Raw genomic sequence first — 12,013 nt, 5'->3', positions numbered from 1 at the left:
CGAAGCGCCACCGGGAAAGTTCATCAACGGAAAAGTGGATAAAATAGCGGCAGATATCCACGATATCGACCCAATCGCAGCCCCGGTCAGCATCCGCGACCGGGGCTTTTTTTACTCTTCTCCCGCCAGCTTGCGCTGGTTTTTCTCCCGCAGATGCTTCGCCCGGCTCTCCAGAATTAAGTAGCCGATGGTCGCCAGCAGCAGCGGCAGGAAGTAGTACAGCGCGCGGTAGGCGAGCAGGGCGGCGATAATCGCGCCGCGCGAAATCTCTTCTCCGGAAAGCATGGCGATAAACACCGCCTCAAGCACGCCAATGCCTGCCGGAATATGCACGATAACCCCCGCAATGCTGCTCACCAGCAGTACCCCGAGCACGAGAAAATAGTCCACCTGAGGCCCCAATAGTAGCCAGATAATCGCCCCCATCGCCATCCAGTTCAGGCTGGAAACCGCCATCTGCAATATCGCGAAGCGCCAGGAAGGCAGAACCAGCCGCTGGCCTTTTATCGTCAGATGGCGCTTTTTAGCAAAGGCGCAGCCCCACAGGTAAAACGCGGAAATCAGCAGCAAAACGACGCCCAGAATTTGCAGCGACGGCTGGCTGATATACCAGCGCTCGGGAACCTTCACCATGCCGGAGCTAAAAATAATGCCGCCGAGCAGGATATACCCCAGCCAGTTGGTGGTAATGCTCAGGGAGAAGATACGGGTAATGGTCGCCCCGCTCAGCCCCAGACGCGAGTAGAGCCGATAGCGCATACCAATGCCGCCTACCCAGGTGCTGAGCGTCAGATTAAAGGCGTAGCAGATAAACGACACCAGCATCACCTGGCGTTTAGCCAGCTTGTGGCCGCAGTAGGCGCGCCCCAGCAGATCGTAGCAGCCATAGATCAGGTAGCTGGCGATAACCAACCCGATGGCGCTGAGCAGCGCCGTACGGTTGTAATCGCGAATCACTTTCCACACGTCCTGCCAGTCAATTTTCTGGGCGTAGACCACCAGCAGAACGACGACGGCGATAAAAAAGAGCACCGTCAGGATTTTTTTCGCCATCCGCCAGCGAGGGTGAGATTTCGCCATCAGGATTTCACCTCCTGATTTTCCGGGTCTACGCGATCCTGAGTTTCAATTTCTGGCTGTACCGGGGGCTGAACCCGCGACAGCAGTGGCGTATGGGCCGGTAGCCATCCGACCCAGGCAGGGAAGTGGCGCAGGAAGTGGAACGCCAGCACGCTAATGCCGAGCCGCCACCAGGTGCGTTTCGACAAAATGCGCTTATCGACCTCGCGGCAGTCGTTAAGGATTAAGCCATTGAGATTATCGCGCAGCGTCTGGTTAAATTCGCGGTCGTGAATCACCAGGTTGGCTTCCAGATTCAGCGACAGGCTGAGCGGGTCGAGGTTGCTGGAACCGACGGTGGCCCAGTGGTCGTCCGCCAGCGCCACTTTGCCGTGCAGCGGACGGCGGCGGTATTCGAAAATCTGCACGCCGCCTTTCACCAGATAGTGATAGAGCAGGCGCGCGCCGAATTTGACAATCGGAATATCCGGTTCGCCCTGCACGATAAGCTTGACGCGCACGCCGCGGCGGGCCGCGTTGCGCATGGCGTGCAGCAGGCGATAGCCGGGGAAAAAGTAGGCGTTGGCGATAATCACTTCCCGGCGGGCGGTGGTCAGCATTTTCAGATAGTGACGCTCAATATCGTCGCGATGATCCTGATTATCCCGCCAGATAAACAGCGCCTGGGCCTCGCCGGGGTTGCGGTTGATTTCAGGCTTATGCCGACGCCGCTGCCACCAGCGGCGGGTCGCCTCATTGGTAGGCAGGTTTTCCAGTTCAAATTGCAGGATATCGAGCACCACCGGCCCTTCAACCTGCACGGCATAATCCTGTTTGGCTTCCGGGCCGTAATCGGTCATATGCTCGGCGGAGTAGTTAATTCCGCCGACGAAGGCGGTAACGTCGTCGATCACCACGATTTTACGATGCATGCGGCGAAACAAATTGGTGCGCATACCGAGCAGTCGCGGGCGCGGGTCGTAGTAGCGAAAAATCACGCCAGCCGACGTCAGCTCCCCCACAAAGCTTTCGCTTAAATCCGGCGAGCCGTAGCCGTCCAGTAATACCTCGACGCGCACGCCGCGCTGGGCCGCTTTTAACAGAACGGCATGGAGCTGTTTGCCGACGTCATCTTCAAACCAGATAAAGGATTCGAGGATCACCCGCTGCTGCGCGCGACCAATGGCGGCAAACAGCGCCGGATAATAGTTATCGCCATTTTCTAATAGCCGAATGCGGTTTCCTTCCTGCCAGCTGCATTTCACAGATGTATCTCCACGCTAAGCGGTGCATGATCGGACAAATGACGCCACTGTTTTAACGCCAGCGTTTTAGGCTGGCTGGCATGGGCGTTTTTTACGTAGATGCGGTCGAGGCGCAGCAGGGGGAAGCTGACCGGGAAAGTCCGCGCCGGACGCCCTCTGGCGCGGGTAAAAATCTCCTCCAGCCCGGCCTGGGCTTTAAGCTGCCGGTTAGCCTGCTGCCGCCAGTCGTTAAAATCACCGGCCACCACCACCGGTTCGCCCGCGGGTAAACCGTTCACCCACTCCGCCAGCATCGTCAGCTGGGCCTGGCGTTGATGAGCGCGCAGCCCCAGGTGCACGCAGAATAAATGGATAGCGATTCCGCTTTCCGGCGGCACGATGCGGCAGTAGAGCAGGCCGCGCTTTTCGCTGTTGCCCACCGAAACATCGAGATTTTGATAATGTTCAATGGGAAAACGAGAAAGCACCGCGTTGCCGTGATGTCCTTCCGGGTAAACGGCGTTGCGGCCGTAGGCGTAATCGCTCCACATGGTATCGGCGAGAAACTCATAGTGGGTGGTATCCGGCCAGTTTTCGATATGCAGCGGATGAATTTCGTGCGCCCCCATCACCTCCTGCAGGCAAACAATGTCGGCGCTGACGCTGCGCACCGCTTCGCGTAATTCGGGCAAAATAAAGCGGCGATTGAACGCAGTAAAGCCTTTATGGGTGTTAATTGTCAGCACGTTTAACGAAAATCGCGGCATTTGTTCGTCCTTATTTCTCTGGGCAATGTCACTTTCCTGTAGGAAATAGTGTAGTAGAGGTCACAAAAAGATGCGGTGATACGGAATTTTCCGTAAAGTGCGGTACTCTGAGTAGCAGAGAAAAATCCTTCAGGAGAGAAGCCATGAAGTGGCAACAACGTGTACGCGTCGCAACGGGTCTTAGTTGCTGGCAGATTATGTTGCATCTACTGGTCGTGGCAGTACTGGTGATGGGTTGGATGAGCGGCGCGCTGGTGCGCGTCGGATTAGGTTTGTGCGTGCTGTACGGCGTCACGTTAGTGTCGATGCTGTTTTTGCAGCGCCATCACGATGAGCGCTGGCGCGACGTCGGTGATTTCCTTGAGGAACTCACCACCACCTGGTACTTCGGCACCGCGGTGATCGTGCTGTGGCTGCTGTCGCGCGTACTGCACAATAACCTGCTGCTGGCCCTCGCCGGGCTGGCGATACTGGCCGGTCCGGCGGTGGTATCACTGCTGGCGAAAGATAAAAAACTACGCGATCTTTCTTCGGAACATCGCATACGCCGCTGAGCCGGTGGTGGCCGCTATGACCAGTAGCGGCCACAAACTCCCCCACACGATTGCCAGACTCGCATCCTTCAGATAGATCTGCTTGGTGATATCGGTGAAATGACGAATCGGGTTTACCCACGTCAGGTTCTGTAGCCATACCGGCATATTCTCCACCGGCGAAACGTAGCCGGAGAGCAAAATCGCCGGCATCATAAAGACGAATACGCCGATAAACGCCTGCTGCTGCGTGGAGCACAGCGACGAAATCAACAGGCCGAATCCTACCAGCGACAGGCCGTAAACGATCATCGTGAAGTAAAACAGCAGCAATGAGCCGGCAAACGGAATTTGATAGGCCCAGATGCCAATCCCCAGCACGATGGTTGCCTGCAGGGTGGCGACGATCAGCGCCGGGACCGCTTTACCGATAAAGATTTGCCAGGTTGCCAGCGGCGACACCAGCAGCTGGTCGAGCGTGCCCTGTTCGCGCTCGCGGGCAACGGAGAGCGAGGTGACGATCATGACGCCGATGGTGGTGATCATGGCGATCAGCGACGGCACCACGAACCATTTGTAATCGAGATTCGGGTTATACCAGTTGCGCACCACCAGCTCGCTATTGTTCGGTTTGGCTTTACCTTCCAGCAGGTCCTGCTGATAGCTTTTGACGATCTGCTGGAGATAGTTTGCGGCAATTTGCGCGCTGTTAGAGTTGCGCCCGTCCAGCAAAAGCTGGAGCGGGGCGGTCTGGTTGGTGTCGAGGTTGCGCGAAAAATCTGCCGGGAAACGCACGACCAACAGCGCTTTTTGTTCATCGATGGTGGGTCGTACTTCCTGCGGGCTTTTCAGTAGCAGAACGTGGGTGAAGGCTTTGGCGCGGGCGAAGCGCTGGGTCAGCTCCACGGCGTGCTTGCCGTTGTCTTCGTTATAGATGGCGATGGTGGCGTTCGTTACCTCCAGCGTGGCGGCAAAGGGGAACAGCAGTACCTGGATCAGTACCGGCATAATCAAAATCGCCCGCGTCTGCGGTTCGCGCAACAGCGACTGCAGCTCTTTGCGGATTAACGTCCATAAGCGATGAAACATCGTATATTCTCTCTTTGTGATCCCCGGATTGCGCTGCGCTTATCCGGGCTACCTAATCTGGCAGAAACGGTAGCCCGGGTAAGGCGTTCACGCCGCGACCCGGGGAGCGGGCGCAGACAAATTAATCCAGACGCCGTTTGGTTTTCAGCCACGTCAGGCCGATAAACATTACCGCCGAGGCGATTAAAAACATCACGTTCACCAGCAGCACCACCGGGATATTGCCCGCCAGAAACAGGCTTTGCAGGGTACTAACAAAATAGCGCGCCGGGATCACGTAGGTCACCGCGCGGATTATCGCCGGCATGCTGTCGATCTGAAAAATAAACCCGGACAGCATAATTGACGGCAGAAACGCGGCGTTCAGCGCCACCTGCGCGGCGTTAAACTGGTTGCGGGTAATGGTGGAAATCAGCAGCCCCATTCCCAGGGTGCTCAACAAAAACAGGCTGGTGATAAAAAACAGAATTACCAGCGAACCGCGAAACGGCACGCCGAGAATAAACACCGCCACCAGCATACACAGCAGCATCGCCAGCATGCCGAGGAAATAGTAGGGGATCAGCTTGCACAGCAGCAGTTCGGCGCGGGTAATCTCGGTCGACAGCAGCGCCTCCATGGTGCCGCGCTCCCACTCGCGGGCCACCACCAGCGAGGTCAGGATCGCGCCGACCACCGTCATAATGATGGTAATCGCGCCGGGGATAATAAAATGCTGGCTGATGGCGGCCGGGTTAAACCAGTAGCGCGTCTGCACGTCGATAAGCGGCTCGAAGGTTTCGCCGCGATCTTCCGCCCGCTGCTGCTGCCAGATTTGCCAGATGCCTTCGACGTAGCCCTGGGCGAAGTTAGCGGTATTCGGTTCGCTGCCGTCGGTGATGAGCTGGATCGGCGCATCGTCGCCGGGGCGGGCCATCTTGCGGTCGAAATCTACCGGAATGGTTACCAGCGCGCGAATGCGTCCCGCCTGCATCATCTGCACCAGTTGCTGGCGGTTATCGCTGACGGTGGCGTCGATATAGGGGGAGCCGGTCATGGTATGGACAAAATCCAGCGCCTCTTCGCTTTGCTGCTCCAGCAGCACGCCCACCCGCAGCTTGCTGGAGTCGAGGTTAATCCCGTAGCCAAAGATAAACAGCAGCAGCAGGGGGATGACCACCGCAATCAGCCAGCTGCTGGGGTCGCGGACAATCTGCCGCGTTTCTTTCACGCACAGGGCGCGTACGCGCCGCCACGATAGCCATTTAGCGCTCACCGGCGTTCTCCTTGTCCCAATCGTGGATGAGGGTAATAAATGCCTGCTCCATCGTCGGGTCAGGCTGTTTATCATCCGCTGCCAGCGCCTTCAAATCGTCCGGCGTGCCGCTGGCGATCAGCTTGCCGTGATAGACCAGGCCGATACGATCGCAATACTCCGCTTCATCCATAAAGTGGGTGGTGACCATCACCGTCACGCCTTTATCCACCATGCTGTTGATATGCAGCCAGAATTCGCGGCGGGTGAGGGGATCGACCCCGGATGTGGGTTCATCAAGAAACAGGATATCCGGCTCGTGCATTAGCGAGCAGGCCAGCGCCAGGCGCTGCTTATAGCCGAGCGGCAGATCGTCGGCGGCCTGCCGGGCGATGCTTTTCAGGCCAAACGCCTCGCTCATGCTGGCGATTTTGTCGTTCTGCTCCCGCCCGCGCAGGCCGTACACGCCGGAGAAGAAGCGCAGGTTCTGCTCGACGGAAAGGTTGCCGTAGAGCGAGAACTTCTGCGCCATATAGCCCAGATGCTGACGCGCCTTGCCGGAGCTGACTTTCAGGTCCATGCCCAGCACCAGCGCTTTACCGGAGGTGGGGACCAGCAGGCCGCACATCATCTTAAAGGTAGTGGACTTGCCCGCGCCGTTAGGCCCGAGGAGGCCGAATATCTCCCCGCGCTTGACCTGGAAATCAACGTGGTCGGTGGCGGCAAAATCGCCGAATTTCTTGGTCAGGGTCTGCGCTTCAATCACCGTGTCCTCATGGGAGCCTTCCACGGTGTGGATAATGTTGCCCAGCGGTGATTCGGCGGTCCCGGCGCCCCCCAGCAGGTCGATAAAGGCGTCCTCGAAGCGCGGCGCGGTTTCGGCGACCTCGAGCGGCGGCATATCAGTAGCGTTCTGGACTTCACTGATGCTGGCCTCTTTTTTAAGGATCAGGCGTACCGATTTCCCCTGAATCACGCCATCGCTCACCTGCGGCAGCTTCAGCGTCCGCTGGAGGAGGCGGCGATTATTCTCCTCGCCGCTGGAAATCAAAAAGCTGCGTCCGGCCATGGTCTGCGTCAGCTCTTTTGGCGCCCCCTGATAGAGCAGCTGGCCCTCGTTCATCAACAGCACGTCCCGGCACTGCTCGGCCTCATCAAGATAAGAGGTGCTCCAGAGGATCAGCATTCCGTCGCCCGCCAGTTCATGCACCATTTGCCACAGTTCGCGGCGCGAGATGGGGTCGACGCCGACGCCGGGTTCATCAAGCAGCAGGACTTTCGGTTCGCCGACCAGGGTGCAGGCCAGACCAAGTTTCTGCTTCATGCCGCCGGAAAGCTTGCCCGCCAGCCGGCTGGTAAAGGGGCCGAGGGAGGTAAATTCCAGCAGCCTGGCGAAGGTTTTTTCCCGCGCCTCGCCGGTCACGCTGCGCAGATCGGCGTAGAGCGTCAGGTTTTCCATCACCGTCAGATCTTCATACAGGCCGAATTTCTGCGGCATATAGCCGAGCACCGCGTGCAGGGCGCTATCGTCGGCAATCGGGTCGTAGCCGATGACCGTTGCGCTGCCTGCGTCGGGCTTCAGCAGCCCGGCGAGCATGCGCATCAGGGTGGTTTTTCCCGCGCCGTCAGGGCCCACCAGACCGGTTACATAGCCGGAGTGAATGGTGCAGTCCAGCGGCGCGACGGCCGGGCGGTCCATGCCGGCAAAGCGCCGGGTCAGGCCGCTCAGCGTAATGACGTCCTCGCTCATTGGCCGTTTCCGTGACTGAAGGTGACGGTGACAGGCATCCCCTGGCGCAGCGCGTCGTCGGCATCGGTGACCACAATACGCAGGCGATAAACCAGATCGGTGCGCAGATCCGGCGTCTCCACGGTTTTCGGCGTGAATTCAGCGGTAGGGGAAACGAAGCCGATTTTGCCGCGGTAGGGTTTATCCGGGCGACTATCGGTGTAAAGCAGCACTTCGCGACCCGGCTGGGCCTGGCCGAGGTTTTTTTCATCGATATAGGCGCGTACCCACACCGGATGGGTTAACGAGAGCGTCATCACCGTGCCGCCGGCGCTGAGCATGCTGCCCGGCTCGACGGCGCGAGTCATCAGCGTTCCGTCGGACGGCGAGGTCAACGTGGTATCGTGCAGATCCAGCTTCGCCTGCGCCAGCGCGGCCTGCGCCTGCTCAAGGCTGGCTTTGGCCTGGGCGATTTCCTGCGGACGATTTCCCGCGCGATACTGGCGCAGCTTATCCTGCGCGGACTTCAGCGTCGCCTGGGCCTGATCGCGCGAGGAGCGGGCGTTTTCCAGGTCGTTAGCGGAGATGGCGCTGCTTTTGCGCAGCCCCAGCTGGCGTTGGTAAAAGTTCTGCGCGTAGTCGTAAGCCGCCTGCGCCTGGTTGACCGCGGCGGCGGCCTGGGCAATCTCTTCCGAACGATACCCCGCCATCATCAGGTCGTACTGCGCCCGGGCGGTGGACACGTTGGCCTGCGCCTGTTGGAGGGCGTTTTCGTACGGCGCGCGATCCAGCTCGCCCAGGGTCTGCCCGGCTTTAATCGCATCGCCCTCGTCGACGCTGAGCGACGCCAGCCGCCCGCCCACGCGGAAGCTGAGGTTGACGGTACGAATATCCACGTTGCCATATAGCGTGAGCGTTTTCTGCTGGCTGCTCTGGTACCACCACCAGCCTCCGCCAAGGACAGCGACCAGCAGGAGAAGCAGCACAACGATGATGAGCGGTTTTTTCATGACTCCAGACTCCTTTGCGATAATCCTTCCAGAACGAAATCAATATGGCAGGTGATAACCTCAATAATTTGTGCGGTTTTGTCCCGATCGAACTCGGCCCAGCCCGCGCGCCGCAGCACCGTTTCCCGCCCAAGGCGAAAAGCGAGCACTTCGCCCAGCAGCGCGTGGGTGTGAAGCACCATTTGCGTGCTGTCGGCGTTAAGGCCGGTATAGGCGGCGATTAAACGGGTCAGGTAGCAGTGTAGTGGAGCAATCACCTGATCGTGGATGAGCCGGTAGGCCGGCGTCGGCGACAACTGCTCGCGGGAGATGAATTTGCTCAAATTGACGGTGTCGTCCTGGGTCAGCAGCAGGATCATGTTCTGGCAGGCGCCAAGTATCAGGCTGCGCATCGCAGTTTTATCCGGCACAGGCTCAGTGAACAGCGCTTCCGCCGCCTGTGCGTGGGGGCGGAAATTGTGTTCGATAAAATCAGCGATCCACTGGGCGCAGGCGAGGTAGAGATCGTCTTTGGAACCAAAATAGTAGGTAATGGCGGCGATATTTTGCCCGGCCTGAGCGGCGATATCGCGGGTCGTGGCGTGCAGGCCGTATTCGCCAAACTGGGCGATTGCGGCGGCGATAAGCTGGCTTTTCGCCTGCTCGCCCTTGCTGGTAATGGGAGTTGTCGTCATCGCGCTGGAAAAGTTAATCAATCGATTGATTAACTCTAGGCGCAGGTTTGCAGTTTGTCCACCGTTTGCTGCTAGATATGAAATCCTTCGTGGCTTAGCTCTTCGGCAACCCAGTTAAAGAAGATCTTCACTTTCTCTTTTTGCTCATTCGGGTGCGGTAAAACGAAGTGATGGGCATTCACCGGCATACTGACGTCGCGGCTAAAGACGGGTTCCAGGTGACGTTGACGAACGCTCTGCCCGGCCAGCAAATTACTCTCAAGAATAATCCCCATCCCCATGCGCGCGGCCTCGATACTCATATAGGAGCGGTCAAAATTAAAAATAAAGTTTTTATTCCAGCCGCGAACCTTATGCCAGGACAGCCAGTTGCTCCAGCCGATCAGCGTGCTATCGGAATGAATAAGATCGCAGGCCAACAAATCTTCAATGGACTGAACGTCGCGTCCGGCTAAATAAGTCGATGAGGTGAAGGGGAGCATGCGTTCGTTTTTTATGGTCTTGACCACCAGGGTCGGCCACTGTGAGAGCCCGTGGCGAATATCAATATCGATATTATCGCGGGAGAACTGAATGCTTTCATAAGAACAGGTCAGGCTAATTTTAAGCTCCGGCCAGGCCTGGCGAAACTTATGAAGTCGGGGCATCAACCACAATAAGCCAAAGCTCGGCGCTGAATGAATCCGTAAATAATCCTGGTGGATATCATTAATCACCTGGTTAGTGGCCTGGCCAATAATATTTAAGGCTCCGGAAACTTCTTTAAGATATTTTTCACCAATGGTGGTTAAGACCATTCCTTTACTGCTGCGGGAAAATATCTTCTTTCCCAGATACTGTTCCAGGCTGGCTATCTGATGACTGACTGCGGAAGCTGTAATATTGAGATTCTCCGCTGCCAGGTTCAGGCTGCCGGTATCGGCCACTTCAATAAATGCCTGAATATTGCGTAAGGATGGCATCGGCAAGCTTTTATTTGGCAGCGGCTGGTTCATGATTTCCTCCGGTGAGTGGAATAATGCAGGGTGATTTGTTTACTCAAAAAACAGTACATCCAGCGGTTATCCCAGAAAATGAGGGTCAGGATAGCATAGCCGGGAAATAAGATATGGCGTAATCCGTGATGAACTTAACAGTTTTAAATATGAAGCCCTCGGAAAAATAATTGACAGGAATTTGAATGCAGTCACGAAGCAAATTTTTCTCACGCGTAATTGAGCTTTTTTGAATACCCTTTCTTTTTGGGATTGTTATATTGCAACCACAGGCCTGATAACAGGGCGCGATGCGGTAAGGTTCGCGACAAAAAGCATAAAAAATACAGAGGATACCCTATGTCACGTATAGATACTGTGGTCTGTACTGACGCCAGGAAAACAAAATATCGTTTTGTGGTTTTGACGATGATTTTCCTGGTGTATGCCATAAATTACGCCGACAGAACGAATATCGGCGCGGTATTGCCGTTCATTATTGATGAGTTTCATATCAACAACTTTGAAGCCGGGGCCATCGCCAGCATGTTTTTCCTGGGCTATGCGGTCAGCCAGATCCCGGCCGGCTTTTTCATTGCCAAACGCGGCACGCGAGGGCTGGTCGCGCTGTCGATTTTCGGTTTTTCCGCTTTTACCTGGCTAATGGGCACCGTGAGCTCGGTGTTTGGCCTGAAGATGGTGCGGCTGGGGCTGGGGCTTAGCGAAGGGCCATGTCCGGTAGGCCTGGCTTCGACCATTAATAACTGGTTCCCGCCGAAAGAGAAAGCCACGGCAACGGGCGTCTACATCGCCGCCACCATGTTTGCGCCGATCATCGTACCGCCGCTGGCGGTATGGATCGCGGTAACCTGGGGCTGGCGATGGGTCTTTTTCTCCTTTGCGATACCGGGAATTGTGGCGGCGGTGGCGTGGTACCTGTTGGTTAAGTCAACACCCGCAGAGAGCGGATTTGTTTCGCAAAGCGAACTGGAAGAGATTAACGCCGGGCGTGAAAGCGATAAAAACGCCGTACGGCAAAATATATTAATTGCCGATCGCTTTATCTGGCTGGATAAATTTATTCGGGTGAAAAAGCTTACCCCTATTGATACGGCGAAAGGATTATTTACCTCGAAAAATATTCTTGGCGACTGTCTGGCTTATTTTATGATGGTTAGCGTGCTGTACGGATTATTAACGTGGATCCCGCTTTATTTGGTTAAAGAGCGCGGTTTTGATGTAATGAGCATGGGCTTCGTGGCAAGTATGCCGTGTATTGGCGGTTTTATAGGTGCGATTGGCGGTGGATGGATTTCGGATAAGGTATTAGGCCGGCGACGTAAACCGACAATGATGTTTACCGCGATTTCCACCGTGGTCATGATGCTCATTATGCTAAATATTCCCGCGAGCACCTGGGCGGTCTGTGTCGGATTATTCTTCGTCGGTTTATGTTTGAATATTGGCTGGCCGGCCTTTACCGCCTACGGTATGGCCGTTTCGGATAATAAAACCTATCCGATCGCCTCTTCTATTATCAATAGCGGCGGTAACCTCGGCGGATTTGTTGCCCCGATGGCTGCGGGCTTTTTACTCGATCAAACCGGCAGCTTTAATTCGGTATTCACCTATTTTGGTATCTGCGCCGCAATAGGTCTGGTGGTGATTCTCTTTCTCGATGAGCCACAATAACGGAAATA

At 56.4% G+C, this 12,013-nt stretch carries 11 protein-coding genes; 2 read left to right on the top strand and 9 right to left on the bottom strand.

Going from position 1 to position 12,013, the window contains the following annotated elements:
- Positions 1-111: 111 nt before the first annotated feature.
- The 3 genes from ACE3MN_RS18250 to ACE3MN_RS18240 are packed head-to-tail and all read right to left on the bottom strand — an operon-like array spanning position 112 to position 3,070.
- Positions 112-1,080 carry a YbhN family protein gene (locus tag ACE3MN_RS18250; protein ID WP_375364132.1) on the bottom strand — a complete coding sequence of 323 codons (969 nt, stop codon included), beginning with the start codon at positions 1,078-1,080 and terminating at the stop codon, positions 112-114.
- Positions 1,080-2,324, bottom strand: a complete 1,245-nt coding sequence (clsB, locus tag ACE3MN_RS18245; RefSeq protein ID WP_004135240.1) for a cardiolipin synthase ClsB — start codon at positions 2,322-2,324, stop codon at positions 1,080-1,082. The genes ACE3MN_RS18250 and clsB overlap by 1 nt, the downstream gene beginning before the upstream one ends.
- On the bottom strand, positions 2,321-3,070 hold the full coding sequence (locus ACE3MN_RS18240; protein WP_004135238.1) for an endonuclease/exonuclease/phosphatase family protein: 750 nt from the start codon (positions 3,068-3,070) through the stop codon (positions 2,321-2,323). The genes clsB and ACE3MN_RS18240 overlap by 4 nt, the downstream gene beginning before the upstream one ends.
- A 143-nt stretch (positions 3,071-3,213) precedes the next feature.
- Here ACE3MN_RS18240 and ACE3MN_RS18235 point away from each other — a divergent pair, with 143 nt between their 5' ends.
- A complete protein-coding gene (locus ACE3MN_RS18235; protein WP_004135236.1) occupies positions 3,214-3,624 on the top strand; it encodes a YbhQ family protein in 411 nt (136 codons plus the stop codon).
- Here the strand turns inward: ACE3MN_RS18235 and ACE3MN_RS18230 are convergent.
- The 6 genes from ACE3MN_RS18230 to ACE3MN_RS18205 form a co-directional block, all read right to left on the bottom strand.
- Entirely contained in the window at positions 3,586-4,692 is a 1,107-nt protein-coding gene (locus tag ACE3MN_RS18230; protein ID WP_049086703.1) for an ABC transporter permease, read from the bottom strand. The genes ACE3MN_RS18235 and ACE3MN_RS18230 overlap by 39 nt on opposite strands.
- 121 nt (positions 4,693-4,813) lie before the next feature.
- A complete protein-coding gene (locus ACE3MN_RS18225) occupies positions 4,814-5,947 on the bottom strand; it encodes an ABC transporter permease (protein ID WP_004135232.1) in 1,134 nt (377 codons plus the stop codon).
- Positions 5,937-7,676 (bottom strand): ATP-binding cassette domain-containing protein, encoded by a 1,740-nt coding sequence (locus ACE3MN_RS18220; protein WP_024360137.1) that lies wholly within the window; start codon positions 7,674-7,676, stop codon positions 5,937-5,939. The genes ACE3MN_RS18225 and ACE3MN_RS18220 overlap by 11 nt, the downstream gene beginning before the upstream one ends.
- Positions 7,673-8,665 (bottom strand): secretion protein HlyD, encoded by a 993-nt coding sequence (gene hlyD / locus ACE3MN_RS18215; RefSeq protein WP_049087275.1) that lies wholly within the window; start codon positions 8,663-8,665, stop codon positions 7,673-7,675. The genes ACE3MN_RS18220 and hlyD overlap by 4 nt, the downstream gene beginning before the upstream one ends.
- Positions 8,662-9,339 (bottom strand): transcriptional regulator CecR, encoded by a 678-nt coding sequence (gene cecR, locus ACE3MN_RS18210; RefSeq protein WP_024360135.1) that lies wholly within the window; start codon positions 9,337-9,339, stop codon positions 8,662-8,664. Before cecR ends, hlyD begins: the two co-directional genes overlap by 4 nt.
- 71 nt (positions 9,340-9,410) lie before the next feature.
- Positions 9,411-10,334, bottom strand: a complete 924-nt coding sequence (locus tag ACE3MN_RS18205) for a LysR substrate-binding domain-containing protein (protein WP_004135224.1) — start codon at positions 10,332-10,334, stop codon at positions 9,411-9,413.
- A gap of 339 nt (positions 10,335-10,673) precedes the next feature.
- Between ACE3MN_RS18205 and ACE3MN_RS18200 the strand changes: the two genes are divergently transcribed.
- Complete coding sequence (locus tag ACE3MN_RS18200) at positions 10,674-12,005, top strand: MFS transporter (RefSeq protein ID WP_004135221.1); 1,332 nt, start codon at positions 10,674-10,676, stop codon at positions 12,003-12,005.
- Positions 12,006-12,013 lie beyond the last annotated feature (8 nt).

Origin of the sequence: Klebsiella grimontii, assembly GCF_042137965.1 — a bacterium.
Lineage (GTDB): Bacteria > Pseudomonadota > Gammaproteobacteria > Enterobacterales > Enterobacteriaceae > Klebsiella > Klebsiella grimontii.
This window is presented reverse-complemented; position numbering and strand designations above follow the sequence as displayed.